19 protein-coding genes and 1 pseudogene are annotated in these 22,137 nt (G+C 36.5%); 13 read left to right on the forward strand and 7 right to left on the reverse strand.

The window, feature by feature from the left end; all coding sequences use genetic code 11:
- Window positions 1–202: 202 nt before the first annotated feature.
- Window positions 203–592, reverse strand: a complete 390-nt coding sequence (locus AB4J89_RS16150; RefSeq protein WP_088494358.1) for a DUF1090 domain-containing protein — start codon at window positions 590–592, stop codon at window positions 203–205.
- A gap of 180 nt (window positions 593–772) precedes the next feature.
- Here AB4J89_RS16150 and AB4J89_RS16155 point away from each other — a divergent pair, with 180 nt between their 5' ends.
- The 5 genes and pseudogenes from AB4J89_RS16155 (at window position 773) to fic (ending at window position 6,911) form a co-directional block, all read left to right on the forward strand.
- Window positions 773–1,615: a 23S rRNA (adenine(2030)-N(6))-methyltransferase RlmJ gene (locus AB4J89_RS16155; RefSeq protein ID WP_088494359.1), complete on the forward strand. Its 843-nt coding sequence runs from the start codon at window positions 773–775 to the stop codon at window positions 1,613–1,615.
- Window positions 1,616–1,759: 144 nt separating this feature from the next.
- Window positions 1,760–3,115, forward strand: a complete 1,356-nt coding sequence (gene gorA / locus AB4J89_RS16160; protein ID WP_088494360.1) for a glutathione-disulfide reductase — start codon at window positions 1,760–1,762, stop codon at window positions 3,113–3,115.
- Between the two features lie 622 nt (window positions 3,116–3,737).
- Window positions 3,738–5,159, forward strand: coding sequence for an FAD-binding oxidoreductase (locus AB4J89_RS16165; RefSeq protein WP_088494361.1), 1,422 nt, complete (start codon window positions 3,738–3,740; stop codon window positions 5,157–5,159).
- 45 nt (window positions 5,160–5,204) lie between these two features.
- Entirely contained in the window at window positions 5,205–5,699 is a 495-nt protein-coding gene (locus AB4J89_RS16170) for a RidA family protein (RefSeq protein ID WP_069369589.1), read from the forward strand.
- A 136-nt stretch (window positions 5,700–5,835) separates the two neighbouring features.
- Window positions 5,836–6,911: pseudogene (gene fic / locus AB4J89_RS16175) on the forward strand (protein adenylyltransferase Fic).
- 63 nt (window positions 6,912–6,974) lie between these two features.
- Here fic and AB4J89_RS16180 read toward each other — a convergent pair.
- Window positions 6,975–7,955: a LacI family DNA-binding transcriptional regulator gene (locus AB4J89_RS16180; protein WP_088494362.1), complete on the reverse strand. Its 981-nt coding sequence runs from the start codon at window positions 7,953–7,955 to the stop codon at window positions 6,975–6,977.
- 216 nt (window positions 7,956–8,171) lie between these two features.
- On the opposite strand from AB4J89_RS16180, the gene AB4J89_RS16185 reads away from it, so the two are divergent.
- Window positions 8,172–9,830, forward strand: coding sequence for an alpha-glucosidase (locus tag AB4J89_RS16185; protein WP_368469933.1), 1,659 nt, complete (start codon window positions 8,172–8,174; stop codon window positions 9,828–9,830).
- A 152-nt stretch (window positions 9,831–9,982) separates the two neighbouring features.
- The gene (locus tag AB4J89_RS16190; RefSeq protein ID WP_368469935.1) at window positions 9,983–11,224 is read left to right on the forward strand and encodes a PD-(D/E)XK nuclease family protein; all 1,242 of its coding nucleotides are present in this window, start codon (window positions 9,983–9,985) and stop codon (window positions 11,222–11,224) included.
- 50 nt (window positions 11,225–11,274) lie between these two features.
- On the opposite strand, the gene mobB is transcribed toward AB4J89_RS16190, so the two are convergent.
- The gene (gene mobB, locus AB4J89_RS16195) at window positions 11,275–11,793 is read right to left on the reverse strand and encodes a molybdopterin-guanine dinucleotide biosynthesis protein MobB (RefSeq protein ID WP_311755487.1); all 519 of its coding nucleotides are present in this window, start codon (window positions 11,791–11,793) and stop codon (window positions 11,275–11,277) included.
- Between the two features lie 10 nt (window positions 11,794–11,803).
- Window positions 11,804–12,388 carry a molybdenum cofactor guanylyltransferase MobA gene (gene mobA / locus AB4J89_RS16200; RefSeq protein ID WP_088494366.1) on the reverse strand — a complete coding sequence of 195 codons (585 nt, stop codon included), beginning with the start codon at window positions 12,386–12,388 and terminating at the stop codon, window positions 11,804–11,806.
- A gap of 220 nt (window positions 12,389–12,608) precedes the next feature.
- Between mobA and AB4J89_RS16205 the strand changes: the two genes are divergently transcribed.
- The 4 genes from AB4J89_RS16205 (at window position 12,609) to polA (ending at window position 17,968) form a co-directional block, all read left to right on the forward strand.
- Window positions 12,609–12,878 carry a YihD family protein gene (locus tag AB4J89_RS16205; RefSeq protein ID WP_075673332.1) on the forward strand — a complete coding sequence of 90 codons (270 nt, stop codon included), beginning with the start codon at window positions 12,609–12,611 and terminating at the stop codon, window positions 12,876–12,878.
- Between the two features lie 14 nt (window positions 12,879–12,892).
- On the forward strand, window positions 12,893–13,888 hold the full coding sequence (locus AB4J89_RS16210; RefSeq protein ID WP_270756471.1) for a serine/threonine protein kinase: 996 nt from the start codon (window positions 12,893–12,895) through the stop codon (window positions 13,886–13,888).
- Window positions 13,889–13,908: 20 nt separating this feature from the next.
- A complete protein-coding gene (gene dsbA, locus AB4J89_RS16215; protein WP_088494368.1) occupies window positions 13,909–14,532 on the forward strand; it encodes a thiol:disulfide interchange protein DsbA in 624 nt (207 codons plus the stop codon).
- A 637-nt stretch (window positions 14,533–15,169) separates the two neighbouring features.
- Window positions 15,170–17,968 carry a DNA polymerase I gene (gene polA / locus AB4J89_RS16220; protein WP_368469938.1) on the forward strand — a complete coding sequence of 933 codons (2,799 nt, stop codon included), beginning with the start codon at window positions 15,170–15,172 and terminating at the stop codon, window positions 17,966–17,968.
- 54 nt (window positions 17,969–18,022) lie between these two features.
- Here the strand turns inward: polA and AB4J89_RS16225 are convergent, their stop codons facing one another.
- From AB4J89_RS16225 to yihA, 3 genes are all read right to left on the reverse strand, one after another.
- Window positions 18,023–18,481, reverse strand: coding sequence for a hypothetical protein (locus AB4J89_RS16225; protein ID WP_088494369.1), 459 nt, complete (start codon window positions 18,479–18,481; stop codon window positions 18,023–18,025).
- Window positions 18,482–18,651: 170 nt separating this feature from the next.
- A complete protein-coding gene (gene def, locus AB4J89_RS16230; protein WP_075673328.1) occupies window positions 18,652–19,170 on the reverse strand; it encodes a peptide deformylase in 519 nt (172 codons plus the stop codon).
- A gap of 485 nt (window positions 19,171–19,655) precedes the next feature.
- Window positions 19,656–20,288 carry a ribosome biogenesis GTP-binding protein YihA/YsxC gene (yihA, locus tag AB4J89_RS16235; RefSeq protein WP_075673327.1) on the reverse strand — a complete coding sequence of 211 codons (633 nt, stop codon included), beginning with the start codon at window positions 20,286–20,288 and terminating at the stop codon, window positions 19,656–19,658.
- A gap of 270 nt (window positions 20,289–20,558) precedes the next feature.
- Here yihA and ppiA point away from each other — a divergent pair, with 270 nt between their 5' ends.
- Both ppiA and AB4J89_RS16245 read left to right on the forward strand, forming a co-directional pair.
- Window positions 20,559–21,128: a peptidylprolyl isomerase A gene (ppiA, locus tag AB4J89_RS16240; RefSeq protein ID WP_072064793.1), complete on the forward strand. Its 570-nt coding sequence runs from the start codon at window positions 20,559–20,561 to the stop codon at window positions 21,126–21,128.
- A gap of 374 nt (window positions 21,129–21,502) precedes the next feature.
- Entirely contained in the window at window positions 21,503–22,078 is a 576-nt protein-coding gene (locus AB4J89_RS16245; RefSeq protein WP_036933913.1) for an aminodeoxychorismate synthase component II, read from the forward strand.
- The last annotated feature ends 59 nt before the right edge of the window (window positions 22,079–22,137 follow it).

The following is a 22,137-nucleotide window of genomic DNA, read 5'->3' on the forward strand; positions in this document are numbered from 1 at the left end:
GAGATGTATTTGTTTGTTCTGGCTTAAGTGTAGATGATGCACTATCAAAAGGCGTAGATAATCTTCTAATTAATAAAGGATAAAAAACCAATATAGCAATTCTGAAATTAAGTTTAGTTTAATAAGAGAATGGCTACTCACTTATTGTTTTATTCTGTATTTCACAGTCAAATAAGGAGTAGGCATTAATTACTGATGACAACTACTTTGTCAGTAGATTTAATTCTGCTTCAATTGCCTTTAAATCTGCCTTTTCTTCAGCCAGTTTTCTTTCTTGCTTAGCAATTTTGTCTGCATCACCTTTAAGTTGTGCCTCTTTTAATTCAAGTTCGCGCTCTTTAACATCAAGTTGTTTTTCGCGTAATTCAAGGCGTGTATTTTCAACCACTTTTTCAGGTGTGCAATAACGTTCAACATTTTGCAATGCTCGCTCTAAACCTTGGATACGATATTGATTACCATGTGCTTTTGCATATTCCATCTGTTTTTGGATATTCTGTTTTTTTATCTCACAGCCATTGGCTGGTCTATCTGCATAAGCATTGCTTGCGAGTAAACTTAAAGTTATGGCTGTAAAAAGTAATTTTTTCATCTTTATATCCTATTTAAACTTAAGTGAAATATAGACTTATCATAACGGCTGAATGCTAAGACACAACGTTTCTTTCGCTTTCAATGAAGAAGTTCGGCTTTTTCTGATACACTGAGTTTAATCACGATTTCAGAGTAAATTAATTACTAAGCTATACTTATTTCTAACGGAAGATAAAGAATGCTGAGCTATCGCCATAGTTTCCATGCTGGCAACCACGCCGATGTTTTAAAACATATTGTTCAAACACTCATCATTGAGTCTTTAAAAGAGAAAGAGAAACCTTTTCTTTATCTTGATACTCATGCTGGCGCTGGACGTTATCAATTAACCAATGCTCACGCGACTCGTACTGGCGAATATTTAGAGGGGATCGCACGCTTATGGCAACAAGAAGAGGTGCCTGAGCTTATTTTGCCTTACCTCGAAGCGGTTGGAGAATTAAACGCAAGCGGAGAATTGCGTTATTACCCAGGGTCTCCTCTATTAGCGGGTAAATTACTAAGAGAACAAGATTCCTTAGTGCTAACAGAATTACATCCAACGGATTTTCCTTTATTACGTACTGAATTCTCTCGTGACGAGCGAGCTAGAGTTTCTCGTGAAGATGGTTTTGGTCAATTGAAATCTAAGTTACCGCCTTCAAGCCGTCGCGGATTCGCATTAATTGATCCACCTTATGAACTTAAACAAGACTATTCTGCTGTTGTTAAAGGTGTTGTTGACGGTCATAAACGTTTTGCGACAGGAACTTATGCGATTTGGTATCCAGTTGTTCATCGTCAGCAAATTAAACGTATGTTAAAAGAGCTTGAAGCAACAGGGATCCGTAAGATTTTACAAATCGAATTAGCAGTAAAACCCGATAGTGATCAACTTGGAATGACGGCATCAGGCATGATTGTGATTAATCCACCTTGGAAATTAGAATCACAAATGAAATCAATACTCCCGTGGTTACATAAAACTTTAGTTCCTGAGGGTATTGGGCATACATTAGTTGAGTGGGTTGTACCAGAATAAGCATCTTTATTATTGTTTTTGCCTATTACTGTAAAAGCTAAAATCTGACGTGCTATGTTTTAAATTTTGTCATAATAGACATCATGATATGAAAGACTTAGCCTGTGAGTTACCTATTTTTCTACAGATAAATGGATCAGAGAAATGACGAGCAAACATTACGATTATATCGCCATCGGTGGCGGTAGTGGCGGTATTGCATCAATTAATAGAGCAGCAATGTATGGTCAAAAATGTGCATTAATTGAAGCGAAAGCATTAGGTGGCACTTGTGTAAACGTGGGTTGTGTACCTAAAAAAGTGATGTGGCATGCAGCGCAAATTGCCGAAGCTATTCATCAATACGGCCCTGATTATGGTTTTGATACCACAGTGAACCATTTTGATTGGGATACTCTCATCAGTAGCCGTTCTGCTTATATTGACCGTATTCATCAATCTTATGACCGTGTCTTAGGCAATAACAAAGTTGATGTTATCCAAGGGTTTGCTCGATTTGTTGATGCCAATACTATTGAAGTGAATGGTGAGAAGATCACCGCTGATAATATTCTGATTGCAACAGGGGGGCGTCCTGTTCAGCCTAATATTCCAGGCGCTGAGTATGGTATTAATTCTGATGGCTTCTTTGAATTAAAAGCTTTACCAAAACGCGTTGCAGTTGTTGGTGCCGGTTATATCGCTGTTGAACTTGCAGGTGTGTTAAATGCTCTAGGTAGCGAAACACATCTATTTGTACGTAAACATGCACCACTGCGTAATTTCGACCCATTAATCGTTGAAACACTGTTAGAAGTGATGGAAACCGAAGGGCCTAAGTTACATACACATGCTATTCCTAAAGCTGTGATTAAAAATGCAGATGGAAGTTTAACGCTACAACTAGAAAACGGCACAGAGCAGACAGTTGATACCTTAATCTGGGCAATTGGCCGTGAACCTGCAACAGATAACCTGAATCTGGCAGTAACGGGCGTTGAGTTAAATGAAAAAGGCTATATCAAAGTCGATAAATTCCAAAATACCAATGTAAAAGGAATTTATGCGGTTGGCGATAATACAGGAGCGGTTGAATTAACGCCTGTTGCTGTTGCAGCAGGACGTCGTTTGTCAGAGCGTTTATTTAACAACAAACCTAACGAACACTTAGACTATTCAAATATCCCAACTGTTGTATTTAGCCATCCTGCTATTGGTACTGTTGGTTTAACTGAGCCTCAAGCAGTTGAGCAATACGGTGCTGATCAAGTCAAAGTATACAAATCATCTTTCACAGCAATGTATAGTGCTGTGACTCGTCATCGTCAACCATGTCGTATGAAGTTGGTTTGTGTTGGTGCAGACGAAAAAATTGTGGGTATTCATGGTATTGGTTTTGGTATGGATGAAATGCTACAAGGTTTTGCGGTTGCACTGAAAATGGGCGCAACGAAGAAAGACTTTGATGATACTGTGGCAATCCACCCAACTGCAGCAGAAGAATTTGTTACGATGAGATAAGCTATTTCCATTTATATAGCTTAAGCTTATTTTCATTATTACGTAAAAAGCTAGAGTTAACTCTCTGGCTTTTTTTATTGTAAATTTGTACTGATCCCCGTTTTGTTTCGAACTCAAACATCTTCTTTTCTACGTATTTTTCAAAAAGCATATTCGTCTACAAACTAACCAATAAACCAGTTAGTAAGTAAAATCACTTATTTTGTAAAAAAAAGGTTATTACTTAGTCGATATCCTCTTTTTATTTTATGCATTTGTGCGATGGGTTTTGCTTATTTTGTAAACAAATATTGACAGGTTTACAGATTAATTTGTATCTAAATGTTAATTAAATAAACATTTATGTTTTTTATTAATAATTTGAAGTTTGGTAATTATATCTTTATTTATCAGCAGTTAACTGAAGTTTACTCAAGAGGAAGATGTCTTTAGATGATGTTTTCTTATGAGAAAAAGCGATTGAAGTAACCATATTTTATCTATGGATATTGTTGCTGATATAAATGATTAACAAATAATTATAATTATTAACAATATAATGAACTATGATATTATTCACTTTTAAAGATACAAATTAATAACATTATAAATATAAATGGTAAATCCATTACTGAGGTAGAAGATGAAAATTTCAAGGAGAAAGCTGCTTTTAGGTGTTGGTGCTGCGGGCGTTTTAGCTGGTGGTGCTGCGTTAGTTCCAATGGTTCGCCGCGATGGCAAATTCGTTGAAACTAAATCTAGAGTATCATTTGTCGAAGGTACAGAGGGTGCTCTGCCTAAAGAGTCTGATGCAGTGATTATTGGTGGTGGTATCCAAGGTATTATGACCGCTATCAACCTTGCAGAACGTGGCATGAGCGTCACTATTTTAGAAAAAGGCGAGATTGGCGGTGAACAATCGGGCCGAGCATACAGCCAAATTATTAGTTATCAGACATCACCAGAAATTTTCCCATTACATCATTACGGGAAAATCTTATGGCGTGGAATGAACGAGAAAATTGGTGCTGATACCAGTTATCGTACACAAGGTCGAGTAGAAGCCCTTGCTGATGAAAAAGCGTTTGATAAAGCTCAAGCGTGGATCAAAACAGCTAAAGAAACGGCTGGATTTGATACACCATTAAATACTCGCATCATTAAAGGTGAAGAGTTATCAAACCGTCTTGTTGGTGCGCAAACACCCTGGACTGTTGCCGCTTTTGAAGAAGACTCAGGCTCTGTTGATCCAGAAACGGGAACTCCTGCATTAGCTCGCTACGCTAAGCAAATCGGCGTAAAAATCTACACCAACTGCGCGGTAAGAGGCATCGAAACTGCGGGTGGTAAAATTTCTGATGTTGTAACAGAAAAAGGCGCAATTAGAACATCTCACGTTGTTCTTGCGGGTGGTATTTGGTCACGTTTATTTATGGGTAACATGGGCATTGATATTCCAACGCTGAATGTTTACTTATCACAACAACGTGTATCAGGCGTTCCGGGCGCACCTCGTGGCAACGTGCATTTACCAAATGGTATTCACTTCCGTGAACAAGCCGATGGTACTTATGCTGTTGCACCACGTATTTTCACAAGTTCTATCGTGAAAGATAGCTTCTTGTTAGGGCCTAAGTTCATGCACCTGTTAGGTGGTGGTGAGCTGCCATTAGAATTCTCTATCGGTGAAGATTTATTTAATTCATTCAAGATGGCAACATCTTGGAAATTAGATGAAAAAACACCGTTTGAACAATATCGTATTGCAACAGCAACACAAAATACTGAGCACTTAGATGCTGTATTCCAAAGAATGAAAGCAGAATTCCCAGTATTTGAAAAATCACAAGTTGTTGAACGTTGGGGTGCTGTTGTTAGCCCAACATTTGATGAATTACCAATTATTTCTGAGGTCAAAGAATACCCGGGTCTGGTTATCAATACCGCGACAGTATGGGGTATGACCGAAGGCCCAGCAGCAGGTGAAGTGACTGCTGATATCGTAACGGGCAAAAAACCAGTTATTGATCCAACGCCATTTAGTATGGATCGTTTTAAGAAATAAGTAACCCCTTGTTTTACTGTAAATTAAACATATTAAGGAGTTTTCATGCGCTATAAAAGTTTACTTGTTGCCCTACCTTTTATTTTTGGTGTAGCAAGTGCGAACGCGGAGGGTGTTGTGCACCATAAATTAAACGGTATGCCTATTTCGGAATCTGTTGAAGTTAGTGCAGGTAACAACCTTGTTTTCTTAAGCGGCAAAGTACCTGCAAAGAAATCAGCAGATGCGCCAGAAGGTGTATTAGCTTCTTATGGTAACACTGAAGAACAAACTATCAGTGTATTAGAGCAAATCAAAACTCACCTGAATGAACTTGGCTTAGACATGAAAGACGTTGTTAAAATGCAAGTCTTCTTAGTCGGTGGTGAAGAAACTAAAGGTGAGATGGACTTTAAAGGCTTTATGGACGGTTATTCTAAGTACTTTGATGCTTCGAAAACTGAACAACTGCCAGCTCGTTCAACGTTCCAAATCGCTAAACTGGCAAATCCAGCATGGCGTGTAGAAATTGAAGTTATCGCTGTTCGTCCTGCAAAATAAGAACGATAGCTTTTACTCAATTTTGAAGTAAAACATAATCGAATAAAACGCCAAAGAGGGGCAACTTTCTTTGGTGTTTTTTTATGGTATCGATATGTTATGGCGATATGTCGATATAAATGAGTTTTATAAACATATGAGTTGGTCTCCTAAAACACCCTATAACGATTTACCACTGTTACCACCAGATCTGGAACTCATTGAACACGTGAAATATTAAAAGCGTGCATCAATGCGCGCTCAGCAATTGCTGAATTAAAAACAGCAGGAGAGTTAATTCCTGATCAGGAGTTATTGATAAATATCCTTCCAATATTGGAAGCAAAAGACTCTTCACGTATTGAAAACATTGTAACAACCAGTGATCAGCTTTTTCAGTATATTGATCATCAAGTTGGTGCTGATCCTGCAACTAAAGAAGCACTTCGTTATCGTACTGCTCTTTATGATGGTTATACTCATCTTGAAACTTATCCACTTTGTACCAACACAGCGATAGCAATTTGCACCAAATTACGCGCAATACAAACTGATATAAGAAAAACCCCTAGTACCGTATTACGTGATCAGAATAATCATGTGGTGTATACGCCACCAGAGGGTGAAGAGTCTATTCGTAATTTGCTGTCAAATTGGGAGCGTTTTATACACAATGAAGATGATTTAGACCCATTAGTAAAAATGGCTATTGCACATTATCAGTTTGAATGCATTCATCCATTCCCTGATGGGAACGGTAGAACAGGGCGAATACTTAATATTTTGTATTTAATTCAAAGCGGATTACTTACATTACCTATTCTTTATTTATCACGCTTTATCTTGGAAAAGCGTGATGATTACTACACGCTTTTACGTAAAGTAACCGAAGAAGGTGATTGGGGATCTTGGATACTATTTATGTTAAAGGCTGTTGAAAGTACATCTCAATGGACAACAAGTAAAATATTATCTATACGTCAACTAATGGAAGAAACAACTGATTATGTGCGTGAAAACCTTCCTAAAATATATACTTACGAGCTAATCCAAATTCTTTTTATGCAGCCATATTGTCGGATTGATAATCTTGTTCAACAGGTTGTAGCTAAACGGCAAACAGCATCGATATATCTTAAACAGCTAGTTGAAATTGGTGTGTTGGAAGAAATGAGTGTTGGTCGTGAAAAGTTGTATCTCAATACCAAATTATTACAAGAGTTGAATCAATAATGTTTTTTATTGCCTCGATAACTTAGAGGCAATAAAGGAATAATTGACTTTATAATATATGCTTTAACTACTTTCACCTTGAATAAACTTCACTGGAATAACAGAGACGTTATCGGTTATTTCTTTATTCTCAATTAATGCACTAATCACTTCTACGCTTTTTTCAGCTAATCGTTCAAAGGGTTGTTCAATACAAGTTAATTGGCGCAGTGTCTGATTTAGCCAAGGGCTTCCATCGTAAGCAACGATTTTTAATTGTTCTGGAATGGCAATATTTCGTCTTGTTGCTTCATTAAATAATGCCATTGCTGGAATATCAGCGGCAAAAATGGCATCAATATCTGAATGCACAGAAAGTATTTTTGTGGCAAAAGAGTGAAAATAATCTTTCTCCTCTTCTTTCCAATTTACTTTGCATGGAATAGGTTTAATACCTGCCTGAATAAGCGTTTCTTTAAAAGCTAAACAGCTTTGATATGAAGGTGTTGATGATAAATAACTTGAGTTATCTTCAATATAGAGGATTTTTTGGCAACCTTTTTGAATAAGGTGTTCCGCTGCTAATCGACCGCCAGTATGGTGATCAGAGCAGACTAATGGAATATCACGAAGATGACGATCTAGTGTTACCACAGGCCTTTGAATATGTTGATATTCACTATCATCCAATAACAGATATTCTGCAATAATACCGTCGATCTGACCGCGTTTAAGCATATCAAAAAATATACGTTCGCGTACTTTGCTATTTTGTGTTGCACATAACATCATGCTATAGCCATTTTCAGCGAGCTTATTCTCAATAAAACGGGTTACTGTCGCAAAATAAGGGTATTCAAGGCTATTAATAATAACACCAACAACGGCACTTTTTTGTTGATATAAATTTCTTAGCCAAGTATCAGGAATATAATCTAATTCCTCTACCGCTTTCTTTATTTTTTCTCGTGCAGCTTGAGATACATAACCACTGTTATTTAATGCTCTAGAGACAGTACTTGCTGCGACATTGGCTTTTTTTGCGACATCACGGATCCCGGCCATTGAGTATGCTGTTGCTCCTTTCAATTAGTTGATGACCTAATATATCTTAATATGATTATGACAAACCCATCTTTATTGAGGTAATTGTGTTTTTTTAGTATGAGCCATTTCACATTTTAGTATGTTAATTACCTTCCCCTCTCTTTTAGTGCTTATAGTATCTTATATTAACTATGGAACTGTTCCATATATACTAATTACCTTAGTGAGGCGAATATGTCTAATACTTGGTGGAAAGAAGCGGTGGTCTATCAAATTTATCCCAAGAGTTATTATGATAGTAACGGGGATGGTGTTGGGGATTTAGCAGGGATCACAGAGAAATTAGATTATATTCAGTCACTCGGTACAAATGTTATTTGGTTATGTCCCATTTTTAAATCGCCAATGAAAGACAATGGTTATGATATTGCAGATTATTCTGTTGTCGATCCTATCTTTGGGGATAATAACGCGTTAGATAAGCTTATTAGCGAAGCTAAAAAACGAGATATTAAAATACTGTTAGATTTAGTATTAAATCACTCTTCTGATGAGCATCCGTGGTTTAAAGCGGCAATTGAAGATCCTAATAGCCCATATGCCGATTATTATATTTTTAAACAATGGGATAAACCGACCCCCCCTAATAATTTACGCACTTATTTTGACTGCTCTGTTTGGAGTCGTGTTGGAAAAACTAATCGTTGGTACTTCAATTCATTTGGTCCTGAACAGCCGGACTTAAATTGGGAAAATCCACAATTACGTAAAGACATTATCAATATGATTAATGTCTGGATCAAAAAAGGAGTTGCTGGATTTCGTATTGATGCGATTGGTAATTTAAAAAAATCTCCTGAAGCTTTATCTGAATATCAATTTGAACCTGATAAAGATGATGGTTCTGCATCTTTAGTGCCTTGGGTTTTAAATCAACCAGGTATTGATAAGTTTTTAACTGAATTAGTTGAGAATACTTTTAAGCCTGCAAATAGTATGACAGTTGCAGAAATTGACGTGCCTGAAAAAGATTTATGTGCTTATGTTGGTGAGAATGGTTATTTCTCGATGGTCTTTGATTTTAGTATTGCTGATTTAGATATCCGTAATGAAAAGCCATTCACTATTAACCCTATTACAGGTGAAAGATTAAAACCGGTCTTTATTAAAAGCCAATTAGATACTCAACGAGTAGGTTGGGGCGCACCTTATTTAGAAAATCACGATCAACCGCGTTCATTAAATAAATTTCTCCCTAAAGGAGGCATTAATCCGATTAGTGCCAAAATGTTAGCGACATTTTTGTTAACTCAACGAGGAACGCCTTTTATTTATCAAGGGCAAGAAATTGGTATGACAAATTGTCCGATGACATTAGAGGAACATGATGATTTACATGTTTTTAAATTGCATAAATGGGGCAATAAATTAGGTTATAGCGACAAGCAAATTGTTGAATACTTTAATGGTCGTAGTCGTGATAATTCAAGAACACCTTTCCAATGGAATAGTGAAATAAATGGGGGCTTTAGTACAGGTAAACCTTGGTTAAAAGTTAACCCCAACTACGTGGATATTAATGCACAGCAAGAAACGCAAGATAAGCACTCTCTTTTCGCTTATTACCAACAATTAATTGCATTAAGACGACATTCAGAGATCAGTGATATTTTGATTTACGGTGAGTTTTTACCATTAGATTCACCAGAAAATGTAATTGCTTTTAAGCGTACTCATAAAGGCAACTCAGTCAATATTTACTGTAATTTTAGTGGCGAAGAAAAAGCACTAACTATTAAAGCTAAAGATATTTATTTGCATAACAGCCCAATAGTGGAAGATGCTCAAGGCAACCTTATTCTTCAGCCTTATCAAGCAATTATTTTGAAATAAAAATAACTGCTTTAATAGATAGGTTCTGATTTTTATTGGAACCTATTTTTATTAATCTCTCCATTAGCTACATTTTATTGGTGATATTGTTTAAATTAGAAATTAATATTAGACATAAACTAAATTACCTTATTTTTATTACTAGAAAAAAAATGGATATTTCCCCAGTTATTGTTCATAAAGTAATCCAGCGTATTACGACAGAACGAAAATCTTATGACAAAGCGAAAAAGCGCTACTATAAAAAGCTAAGTCCAGATTTTTCACCTTTATCTCTATTCAAGATAAATGAAAACACAATTTCAAAATGCTTAGCATTTCTTCTTGATCCAACGGAAACGCATGCTCAAGGTAAATTATTTACTCGAAATTTTTATCAACATTTTATTAAAAATAATAAATATCAGTCTGTAAAATCGGTTTGCCTTGAACAAGCAGTTGAGCAAGATGATAGCTATCGACGTTTAGATATTTTCGTTGAAACATCTGATTTATTGATTGGTATTGAAAATAAACCATGGGCTGAAGATGAAGAAAACCAGTTATATGATTATGGCTGCTGGTTGAAAAAAAGAGCAGGAAGAAGTCGAAAAAAATGGATCTTATTTTATTTAAGTAACACCGAATATAGTGAGTATTCTTTATCTAACGATGCAGATAAAGAGATAAAAGATAATGTTCATCATATTACTTATTATGAAATTATTAAATGGCTAGAAGAGTGTACCTATAAAATAGAGTCAATTCAGGTAAAAATGTTTATTGAATCTATTATAAAATTTATTAACTCAGAGATTAATTACGAGCTAAATATGGAATTGCAAGACGAAATAGTAGAAAAAATATTAGAAGATAATGATGCAATTAGCTCTGCTCTTTTAATTTCTAAAAGTATTGAAAATATTAAATTGTCAATAATGAATGAGTTTATAACTCATATTATAAATAAGACGGAAGAGCTCTCTATAGAGTTTTATTTTGATGAGGAAAGCTTTAGAAAAGGGAAAAAATATACTGGATTTTATGTCGATTTTAACGATGACTGTCTTTATTCTTTGACATTCCAATTTGAGAGCTCAAATTTAAGAGATTTCTTCTGGGGCTTTGAAAGGAAAGATGAAGCGCCAAAAAGAGATAAATATAAAAATCATAAAGAAATTGGGAATGAGATTGAAAGAATATTTCCTAATTTTTATATAGCAACGGAATATAAAAATGAAACCTACCCTTGGAGTGCATATTCAGAAGAGAGCCTTAATATTCCACAGAATTGGAACGCTGATGATAATATTTGGCTAATGCTGAGAGATTTTGGAGAAGATAGTTTTGCAGAAACGGTGGTGACTATCATTAAAACAATCAGTGAAGAGTTTGATTTAGAATTATTAGAATGATATTTAAGAAACTGTTATTTAATGTGGGCTAATTTTATAGCCCACAACGATCATTTACTATTTTTCAGCCAATCTACAATAAATTCTGCGATAGCCTCGGGTGCGTTGATATCGAGTAATGGAAAATTGACGCTTAAATCACAATCACTGGCGACGGCAATAACATGCTCATCAAGTAAATCATTAAAATCACGTTCGTTGATATGGCGATAAAGGGCAATTTTAGGAATGGTCTCGCCTTTAAATCCTTCCACTAAGATTAAATCCAGCTTACTCGCATCAAAGCGAGATGCGAGGTAATACAAATCTAATTCTGGGAGTTCTGGCGTTTCAGTCATTAATGCCCAACGTTGTTGGCTTGCGACTAAAGTCTGGTCTGCTCCTGCTTTTCTAAGTTCGTAGCTATCTTTTCCGGGTTTATCCACATCCATATCATGATGAGTGTGTTTGATCATGCCTACACGAATTTCTCTTTTGCGTAATTGTGGAATAAGCTGTTTTAGCAGTGTCGTTTTACCTGTTCCACTCCACGCCGTGATCCCTAAAAGGGGTAAATCTACTTGTGCCATATTTTCATTCCTATTTTTTTAATTTGTTGGCTTTTTCAATATCGTCAGGGGTATTTAAATTAATAAAAGCATTTGCTTGATCTGCGAACAAAACAGGGTGCGCATTTATCTGCTTCATAAACAACATTAATTTTCGATCTCCTTGTGCTAAATAAGCTTCTAGCATAGGAATAATACGGCGATTTAACAGTGCTAAGGTAGGATGCTCTCTTTCACCATCATCAACATAAACGGCTAATGCCTCTCCTCTTTGTTCATAGAGTTTTTCAACTAAATCAAGAGGAAAATAGGGGACATCACAAGGTACAAAGGCAACCCAAGGTGTTGATGCTTGCTTTAATAACGTAAGCATGCCAGCTAAAGGCCCTGAAAATCCCTCTATTTCATCGGTAATCACGGGATATTGGCTTTGGCGATATTGTTCTAAATTTCGGTTAGCACTAATCAGTATGCTATCAACTTGAGGTGCTAGTTTTTGGGCTATATGGTGGTATAAAGGCTGTCCATGTAGAATTTGAAGCCCTTTATCAGCACCTCCCATTCGTGTTGCTTGGCCACCCGCAAGTATACCACCTGTAATATTCTTCATTTTCATATTCAATATTTGTGAATAAATTGGCTAAAATTTCCGAACGATTTTTATCAAGTAAAGACGATATACTAATAAAAAATATCGACTTAATGAGATTTCATGTAAAGCGACAGCAATTTTTATCAAAAAAGCGTAATCTTTACGCATATTGACAGAGGTTTCCTTTTTCTATCGGATAATAATTGGTACTTTGTTGTTGTAATTAATAATAAGGATTTTTTGTATGAAATGTCACCGTCTTAATGAAGTTATGGAATTACTGCACCCAGTTTGGGAAGAGAATTCTGATTTAAACTTAGTTCAATTATTGCAGAAACTGGCTGATGAAGCGGGTTTTAAAGGTCAATTATCTGATCTGACTGATGATATTTTGATTTACCATCTGAAAATGCGTGGTTCAGCACCAACAGATGTGATACCAGGACTGAAAAAAGATTACGAAGAAGATTTTAAAACCGCCATTTTACGTGCTCGTGGCGTGATTAAAGATTAAATTCAGGATAGAAAATGGAAATGTCTGCCTCATTTAATTTTCAGGGACTTTCACCTGATAACATTTGGGACGCGTTAGTTAAAATCGGTTTTTATCCTGAATCAGGGTTAACGGAATTAAATAGCTATGAAAATCGTGTTTTTCAATTTATGGATGAACATCGACAACGTTATGTGGTGAAATTTTATCGCCCTCAACGCTGGTCGTATGAACAAATAAAAGAAGAACATGAATTTGTTTTAGCATTAAAAGAGGCTGAGGTATCCGTTGCTGCCCCTTTAATGATTAATAGTGAGACAATTCATCTTTCTGATGATGGCTTTTATTTTGCAATATTCCCCAGCATAGGGGGAAGAGCATATGAAACTGATAATTTATTTCAACTAGAAGAAGTAGGACGCACATTAGGGCGCATTCATCAAATAGGTAGAAAAAAGAGTTATGAGTATCGACCGACAGTTTCTATTGCAGAATATCTGATAGCGCCAAAATTAGAATTTGAAAGTAGTGCGTTAATTCCTAATAACCTCAAACCCCAATTTATAGAGGTTATAGATAAACTTATTCATGATGTGCGTCCTAGAATTGAGGACTCTGCATGGCAAATATTACGGCTACATGGTGATTGCCATCCCGGTAATATATTGTGGCGTGATGAAGTTGTAATGGTTGATTTTGATGATTCCCGAATGGGACCTGCGGTACAAGACTTTTGGATGTTATTAAACGGCTCACGGCAAGAGCAGGTTATGCAATTAGATACGATCCTTGAGTCTTATTATGAATACCAAGATTTTGATTTACGTGAATTGTCATTAATTGAACCACTAAGAGCGATGAGAATGGTGCATTACCTCGCATGGGTATTAAAACGCTGGAATGATCCTGCTTTCCCACGCGCTTTTGTTTGGTTTAAAGAGCAAGATTTTTGGTTTAAACAATTAGCCTTATTCAAGGGACAAGTGGAGCAATTAAATGAGCCTCCTTTACAACTTAGTCCAATGTATTAATTCTTAGGAGACGATGAGAAATGAAAAAGATTTGGCTGGCGTTAGCAAGTATGGTATTGGCATTCAGTGTTTCTGCTGCCGATATTTCTGAAGGAAAACAGTACACTAACCTTTCTAAACCTGTTGCTTCGGCGCCTGATGTTGTTGAGTTTTTCTCTTTTTATTGCCCACACTGCTATCAGTTCTCTGAAGTGTATAAAGTTAATAGCACTGTAGAAAAGAATGCGCCAGAAAATACCAATATTGTCCGCTATCACGTTGATTTTTTAGGACCTTTAGGTAAAGATTTAACGCGTTCTTGGGCTGTGGCAATGGCATTAGGTGTTGAAGATCAAGTTTCTCCAGTTTTATTTAAAGGAATTCAAGAGACTCAATCTATCCGTTCTGTTGATGATATCCGTAATGCCTTTATTAACGCTGGCGTAAAAGGCGAAGATTATGATGCTGCAATGAATAGTTTTGTGGTGAATTCTTTAGTTAGCCAACAACAAAATGCTGTCGCTGATTTTCAAATCAATGGTGTTCCAGCCATGATAATTGGCGGTAAATATAAAATGAAAAATGATGGTATCAGCGCAAAATCACCAGAAGAGTATGCAAAAACATATTCCGAGATTGTGAATCAATTATTGCTGAAAAAATAATATAGGCTTAATCTTTTCCTATATGGACTAAGTAAAAGTATATAGATTTTTATATGAAAAATAGCACTCAAGAAATAAGAGTGCTATTTTTTTACTTTCATATTTTTGTCATAATATAAATATCCACATTAATAAAAAATACTACGATTAATTTATAATATCTTAATGAATTCTCTAAGTGATTGATTTTTTAATTGTGTTAATAAATTGAAAAGAAGCCTAACTTATTAATATAGAGAGAGTTACAAAACTACTCACAGAGTTATCCACAGGTTATTTTTATGCTGGTTAAAAAATAAAGCCTTAGTAGGAAAAGATGACACTAATATGACCGTTAATATTAATGATGAGTCAATGGCTTTATCTTAAATACTCTCTAAATAAAGTAGTCAGTTTGCTTTTTAGTCTTTATTTCTAATTAGGATCAGATTAATGGGAGTAGTTTCTGATAAAAAAGTACTTTAATTAATATTAATTTATCTTTCATACTTATTTTTTCTGTTAAGTTCGGTTAATAATAAATAATTGAGTATTTAAGCTGAATTTCTGCATTTAAGAACAGGTAATATTCGTCTATTGGGCTGTGATGTGGCATTCTAGTCATATCAACGAACCTCAGAACAATGATGAACAGATTATGGTCCAGATAGCAGAAAACCCCTTTATCCTTGTAGATGGCTCCTCATATCTTTACCGCGCCTATCATGCATTTCCACCGCTAACCAATAGCCAAGGTGAGCCAACTGGTGCGATGTATGGTGTGTTGAACATGTTACGTAGCCTGATAATACAGTATAAACCAAGCCATGTTGCGGTTGTGTTTGACGCTAAAGGTAAAACATTCCGTGATGAGTTGTATGAGGAATATAAATCTAATCGTCCTCCAATGCCGGATGATTTACGTGAGCAGATAGCGCCTTTACATGAGATGGTGCAAGCAATGGGTTTACCCTTGTTATCTATTTCAGGCGTGGAAGCGGATGACGTTATTGGAACATTGGCACTAAAAGCGGCGGCGGATGGACGTGATGTTTTAATAAGTACTGGTGATAAAGACATGGCGCAATTAGTGACGCCAAAGATCACGCTTATTAACACCATGACTAACGTTATTTTAGGCCCCGATGAAGTTAAAGAAAAATATGGTGTTCCTCCTGAATTGATTATTGATTTCCTCGCATTAATGGGTGATTCATCAGATAACATTCCTGGTGTTCCGGGTGTGGGTGAGAAAACCGCATTAGGCCTTTTACAGGGGCTTGGTAGTTTAGATGATATCTATCAACAGCTTGATAATATCGCAACCTTGAGTTTCCGTGGTGCCAAAACACTTGGCGCAAAAATGGCGGAGCATGAGAAAGTGGCAAAACTTTCTTATAAGCTGGCAACGATTAAAACGGATGTTGAACTCGATAAAACGTTTGATGATTTAGTGGTTAATGAGCCAAATTTAGATCAACTATTAGATATGTTCACGCGTTATGAATTTAAACGCTGGATAAGTGATCTTCAAAATGGTGGCTGGTTAGCACAACGTAGTACACACAAAGTCGCAGTGCCTTACACCTCAGAAACTGTAAAACCCAAAGAAGTACCTGCGTCAACTAATTTCCCTGTTATTACACAAGAGAATTATGAAGCTGTCTTAACGCACGAGAGCTTAGCGCGATGGGTTGAGCTTCTCAAAAAGGCATCGGCATTTGCATTCGATACAGAAACTGACAGCTTAAATAATATTGATGCTCGCTTAGTCGGATTGTCATTTGCTATTGAGCCGGGTAAAGCCGCTTATATTCCACTGCGTCATGAGTATTTAGATGCTCCAGACCAGCTTCCAGTTAATGATGTACTAGCGGCATTAAAACCTATTTTAGAAGATAAAAATATTCTAAAAATTGGGCAAAACTTGAAGTTTGACCGCGGTATTATGGAAAATGAAGGTATCGAATTAAACGGTATTCATTTTGATACAATGTTGGAATCTTACGTATTAAATAGCGTAAGTAATCGACATGATATGGATACGTTGGCTGAAAAACATTTAAACCATAAAACCACAACATTTGAAGAGATAGCGGGTAAAGGTAAAGGCCAACTGACTTTTAACCAAATCGAGGTTGAGCAAGCAACGTTATATGCTGCTGAAGATGCGGATATCACTTTATTACTTCATCAAGCGTTGTATCCTCAAATAGAAGCCATCGAGCCTCTTAAACATGTTTACCGCGATATCGAAATGCCATTAGTTCCTGTGCTTTCTAGAATGGAACGCAAAGGGGTATTAATTGATGCTCAAGTGTTAGCTGCTCAATCTCAAGAGATCACACAACGTTTAGCTGAAATTGAAAAAGAGACATTTGCGTTAGCGGGACAAGAGTTTAATCTCTCTTCACCTAAACAGTTACAAGAAATCTTATTTGATAAACTGCAATTGCCAGTTATCAAGAAAACCCCGAAAGGGGCACCATCCACCAATGAAGAAGTATTGGAAGAGTTAGCGCATAGCCATGAATTACCTCGCTTAATTTTAGAGCATCGTGGTCTTGCAAAACTAAAATCAACCTATACTGATAAATTGCCATTAATGGTGAATAGTAAGACGAAGCGTGTACATACTTCATATCATCAAGCGGTGACGGCAACGGGTCGTTTATCTTCTCGCGATCCGAATCTTCAAAATATCCCAGTGAGAAATGAAGAAGGACGTCGAATTCGCCAAGCATTTATTGCGCGTGAAGGTTTTAAAATTGTTGCTGCCGACTATTCACAAATCGAATTGCGGATCATGGCGCATTTATCGCAAGATAAAGGTTTGTTAGATGCCTTTGCGCAAGGTAAAGATATTCACCGTGCAACCGCATCTGAAGTATTTGGCATACCTTTAGAGGAAGTGACCTCTGAACAACGTCGTAGTGCGAAAGCGATCAACTTTGGTCTTATTTATGGCATGAGTGCATTTGGCTTATCACAACAGATTGGTGTTGAGAGAAGAGAAGCTCAGCGTTATATGGATCTCTATTTTGAACGTTACCCTGGTGTCTTGGACTATATGGAGCGCACACGTAAACAAGCTTCTGAACAAGGCTATGTTGAAACGTTAGATGGTCGTCGTCTCTATTTACCAGAAATAAATTCAAAGAATGCAATTCGTCGTAAAGCTTCAGAGCGTGAGGCAATCAATGCCCCAATGCAGGGTACTGCTGCTGATATCATCAAAAAAGCGATGATTGCTGTGGACAACTGGATTTGCAATGAATGCCCTGATGATGTGCATATGATTATGCAAGTACACGATGAATTAGTATTTGAAGTGCGAGAGTCTTATTTAGAGAACGCAAATATCATGATCCACAAATTAATGGAAAGCAGTATGGAATTAGCTATTCCATTAAAAGTTGAAGTGGGTGTAGGTAATAATTGGGATGAAGCACACTAGATTTTAAGTATTATTCTTAACTAGAAAAGGGCACAGGATTGTGCCCTTTTTTGTTTATGCTTTGGTGTTTAGATCAAGCTCTGATTCTTCGAATTCAAGAAAGTCTTCGTGCAAACCTTGGATTAATCTATCCGTTGTTGTGCCTTTGTTATCGAGTTCCATCAAAGACCAACCTACATTGTCATTCACGTCATAAAGATAGCCTTGATCAAGCATATCAATCACTTTACCAATGATTGATTTACCATAGAAATGCAGCAATTCCTTAAGTTCTTGCTCATCAAATTGGGAAGCTAGCTTTTGGTGTGCTTCGGTTGCTTCATCAGAGTAACTCTCTATTTCACTGAGATTTCCCTCAACATCACGATAGATATCGGTGAGTCCTTTTAACACAAGGAAGCGTGCAAATTGTGGAATGTTTTCTTGTAATTCACTATTTGCCCATGATTTTGGGTTTGTTGCACCGGCGGCTTTGAGTTGTTCACATAAATCCTTAAATCGACTATTTTCCATTTGTTCCTCAAGTGATTTACTGATGAGATTTTAAATCTATTGTATAAGGGATGGAGAGAAAAACAGTGAGAATTTATCTGTATTAGGCCTGAAAAAAGAAAAGCTCGGTTAATTACCGAGCTTTTTTATGTCAAAACTTATCAAAATGTGAAAAAGAGATAAGTGAATAATTAAGCAACTTGTGAGTCGATCAGTTTGCTCAATTTCTTCTGTTTTTTCTCAATACGTTGACGTTTTAACGGAGATAAATGGTCAATAAAGAGTTTGCCATCAAGATGGTCTAACTCATGCTGAATGCAGCCTGCAAACAAATCAGAGGCTTCAAGTTCAATTTCATCACCATTTCTATCCAATGCCTTAACCTTTAAGAAGCGGTAACGCTCTGTTGGGGCAAAAGAATCTGGAATAGATAGACACCCATCCATCATATCCATCACTTCATCTTCAGTGCTGATAATTTCAGGATTGATAAGTGCAATCGGTTGATCTCGGTTTTCAGAAACATCAATTACAACAATGCGTTTAGATACATTAACCTGAGGTGCCGCTAAGCCAATACCTCGTTCTGCATACATGGTTTCAATCATGTCATCGATTAATGTGCGTATTTCGTCATCTACTTTTTCCACTGGTACTGCGACTCTACGCAGACGCTCATCTGGAAAACGCAGGAGCGTTAATACAGCCATGGATACCTCATTTTATCGCTAATTACATATTTACTACGGTCTCGCGATAAGCGTATCACAAAATCATTAAGGATAAACCGCACCTTTTGTGTGATTTGTTCTATTTTTAATCATATTCACACAAGTGATTAAAGTCTCATAATTATGTAATTAAACTACATTTATTTATGGTTTGAATACATAAATACATTGCTGAATCGTGTCTGCATGTGAAAAAAAATTACAAAAGGGCTTTTATTAACCAATAAAATAGAGTACATTATCTCTCGTAGGGTACAGAGGTAAGATGTTCTATCTTTCAGACCTTTTACTTCACGTAATCGGATTTAGCTGAATATTAGCTGCCCCAGTCGACTTTATTTCGACTGGGGCATTTTTTTGCCTAAAATTCACTGGAGTGGTTTGTGCGAGAAGTGAAAGGGAAAAGTGATTTCCCTTTTATCAATAGAAGATCAGAACGCTATCGTTGAGGAAAAAGAAGATAATTAAGCGTTATCATCATTTGTAGGCTGCTCTTCTGAACCTGAAAACCATTCATTAAGTGTGTTACGTAGCTTATCAATGCCAATTTTTTTCAATGATGAAAAATATTCTACGCGGATATCGCCTACTTTATTTGCCAGCTCTTCACGTACGCTCATTAGCTGCTTTTTACGCGCACCTGATGCGAGTTTATCTGCTTTAGTCAGTAAAACCAGAGTAGGAAGCTCTGAGCCCACAGCCCAGTCAATCATTTGCATATCGAGATCTTTTAATGGATGACGAATATCCATTAAAATAACGACACCTTTTAGGCACTCTCTTTTTTGTAGGTATTCACCTAAAGAGCGTTGCCACTTACGTTTCATTTCTTCAGGAACTTGAGCATAGCCGTAGCCGGGTAAATCGACTAAGCGTAAACCTTCTTCAATTTGGAAAAGGTTGATTAATTGAGTACGGCCTGGCGTTTTACTGGTTCGGGCTAATCCATTTTGTTGGGTTAACGCATTTAAAGCACTGGATTTACCGGCATTAGAGCGACCCGCAAAGGCAATTTCAATTCCTGTATCTAGTGGTAAATGACGGATATCAGGCGCACTGATGATGAAATGTGCTTTTTGGTAGTTAAATTGGGCCATTATGGTATAAACCTCTCTGAAATAATGCGGCTTTTCATGCATACTCATTTCAATTTTGCATGAAAATGAATATCTAAAATATTTATTTGCTCTATTTTGGCGCAATTTAATGACTTATAACAGTGCTTAAAAATTAAAATTTACCCTGTTATAACGTAATTAGACTTATTGAGCGTAAATAAAGGTAAATGATTGGCACTATTTACCTCAGCGAATTAGAATCGCTGCATATTAAGTAAGTTGTAGACTATTAAAGTAAAGGATCCCTGCATGTTAAAACGTTTTCTTGTCACCTTCGTTACCGCTTGCACTTTAACAACAGCGACTTTTGCAATGGCAACGGGAGAAACCTTCGTTAAATTAGTCACCTCTGAAGGCAATATTGAAATATCACTGGATAATAAAAAAGCCCCAATTACAACGAAAAATTTTATTCAGTATGTCGAAGATGGATACTATAACGGCACCACTTTTCATCGTGTTATTCCAGGTTTTATGGTTCAAGGCGGTGGTTTTACTGCTGATTTACAGCAGAAACAAACCAGAGCGCCAATTAAAAATGAAGCCGACAATGGTTTACGCAATGTAAAAGGTTCTATTGCCATGGCGCGCACGTCAGATAAAGACAGCGCAACCAGCCAGTTCTTTATTAATGTGGCTGATAATGCATTTTTAGATCACGGCCAACGTGATTTTGGCTATGCCGTATTTGGTAAAGTTGTGAAAGGAATGGATGTAGTTGATAAAATTTCACAAACTCCAACTCGTAATATTGGACCTTACCAAAATGTGCCTGTAAAAACGGTCACTATTTTATCTGCGGAAGTCGTAAAACAATAAACGCATTATTAGGATAGGATATTTACTTATTCTGATAAGATAAAATGCATATAAACCGGAATGAATGTTTTCATTCCGGGGTTTTTGGTACGAAAAAAATATTTTTTATCCTTCCTTTTTTCGTGTGATCTCCTGCAATAAGTATTCACTACGCTATTAATCACTCTATTCATCATCAATTACCGTCATTCTTGTTATTGCGCAATAAATCAGCAGGTTTTCTTGCTTACTATTCATATTTTATACCTGTGCTATGATAATCGGCTTTGTTGTACCCAAGTCGGTTAAACAACGAGCTATTTTGGCAAATCTACACTCGCTTTAAAATAGTAATAAAATAGATAATGATAAGAAAATCAGTCGGATAGGCTAATATGCTGTTACTTATTGATAATTACGACTCGTTTACCTACAACCTCTATCAGTATTTCTGTGAATTGGGTGCTGAGGTTGTTGTTAAGCGTAACGATGAGATCGGACTTAAAGAGATAGAAAAGATGATGCCAGCACATCTTGTTATCTCGCCAGGACCTTGTACTCCTGATGAAGCCGGGATCTCTCTTGAGGCTATACAGCGGTTTGCCGGTGAAATTCCTATTCTTGGAGTTTGTCTTGGACATCAAGCAATAGGGCAAGCTTTTGGTGCATCGGTTATCAGAGCACGAGAAGTGATGCATGGTAAAAATTCATTAATACATCATAATCAACAAGGTGTTTTTAAGGGACTTAATCGACCTTTAAGTGTGACGCGTTACCACTCTTTAGTGATTGATGCGACAACATTACCAGTACCTTTTGAAGTGACGGCATGGAGCCAACATGATGGAAATGTTGATGAAATTATGGGAATTCGCCATCGTACACTTCCAATTGAAGGGGTTCAATTTCACCCAGAAAGTATTTTAAGTGAACAAGGACATGAGCTATTAAATAATTTCCTTAAATATTAAATGGATAGCATTTAAATAGCGAAATAACACCTTTTTATACAAAACCACATTTGATTTTT

Origin of the sequence: Proteus sp. STS61-E, assembly GCF_040932335.1 — a bacterium.
Taxonomy (GTDB): domain Bacteria; phylum Pseudomonadota; class Gammaproteobacteria; order Enterobacterales; family Enterobacteriaceae; genus Proteus; species Proteus mirabilis_B.

Excerpts from the sequence above, each read along its gene's own strand:
- AB4J89_RS16165 (WP_088494361.1), top strand. The coding sequence starts at position 3,738 with ATGAAAATTTCAAGGAGAAAGCTGCTTTTAGGTGTTGGTGCTGCGGGC.
- AB4J89_RS16170 (WP_069369589.1), top strand. The coding sequence starts at position 5,205 with ATGCGCTATAAAAGTTTACTTGTTGCCCTACCTTTTATTTTTGGTGTA.
- mobA (WP_088494366.1), bottom strand. The coding sequence starts at position 12,388 with ATGAAAATGAAGAATATTACAGGTGGTATACTTGCGGGTGGCCAAGCA.
- ppiA (WP_072064793.1), top strand. The coding sequence starts at position 20,559 with ATGTTAAAACGTTTTCTTGTCACCTTCGTTACCGCTTGCACTTTAACA.
- AB4J89_RS16185 (WP_368469933.1), top strand. The coding sequence starts at position 8,172 with ATGTCTAATACTTGGTGGAAAGAAGCGGTGGTCTATCAAATTTATCCC.
- AB4J89_RS16205 (WP_075673332.1), top strand. The coding sequence starts at position 12,609 with ATGAAATGTCACCGTCTTAATGAAGTTATGGAATTACTGCACCCAGTT.
- def (WP_075673328.1), bottom strand. The coding sequence starts at position 19,170 with ATGGCTGTATTAACGCTCCTGCGTTTTCCAGATGAGCGTCTGCGTAGA.
- AB4J89_RS16150 (WP_088494358.1), bottom strand. The coding sequence starts at position 592 with ATGAAAAAATTACTTTTTACAGCCATAACTTTAAGTTTACTCGCAAGC.
- AB4J89_RS16245 (WP_036933913.1), top strand. The coding sequence starts at position 21,503 with ATGCTGTTACTTATTGATAATTACGACTCGTTTACCTACAACCTCTAT.
- AB4J89_RS16180 (WP_088494362.1), bottom strand. The coding sequence starts at position 7,955 with ATGGCCGGGATCCGTGATGTCGCAAAAAAAGCCAATGTCGCAGCAAGT.
- AB4J89_RS16155 (WP_088494359.1), top strand. The coding sequence starts at position 773 with ATGCTGAGCTATCGCCATAGTTTCCATGCTGGCAACCACGCCGATGTT.
- gorA (WP_088494360.1), top strand. The coding sequence starts at position 1,760 with ATGACGAGCAAACATTACGATTATATCGCCATCGGTGGCGGTAGTGGC.
- AB4J89_RS16190 (WP_368469935.1), top strand. The coding sequence starts at position 9,983 with ATGGATATTTCCCCAGTTATTGTTCATAAAGTAATCCAGCGTATTACG.
- polA (WP_368469938.1), top strand. The coding sequence starts at position 15,170 with ATGGTCCAGATAGCAGAAAACCCCTTTATCCTTGTAGATGGCTCCTCA.
- AB4J89_RS16210 (WP_270756471.1), top strand. The coding sequence starts at position 12,893 with ATGGAAATGTCTGCCTCATTTAATTTTCAGGGACTTTCACCTGATAAC.
- mobB (WP_311755487.1), bottom strand. The coding sequence starts at position 11,793 with ATGGCACAAGTAGATTTACCCCTTTTAGGGATCACGGCGTGGAGTGGA.
- dsbA (WP_088494368.1), top strand. The coding sequence starts at position 13,909 with ATGAAAAAGATTTGGCTGGCGTTAGCAAGTATGGTATTGGCATTCAGT.
- AB4J89_RS16225 (WP_088494369.1), bottom strand. The coding sequence starts at position 18,481 with ATGGAAAATAGTCGATTTAAGGATTTATGTGAACAACTCAAAGCCGCC.
- yihA (WP_075673327.1), bottom strand. The coding sequence starts at position 20,288 with ATGGCCCAATTTAACTACCAAAAAGCACATTTCATCATCAGTGCGCCT.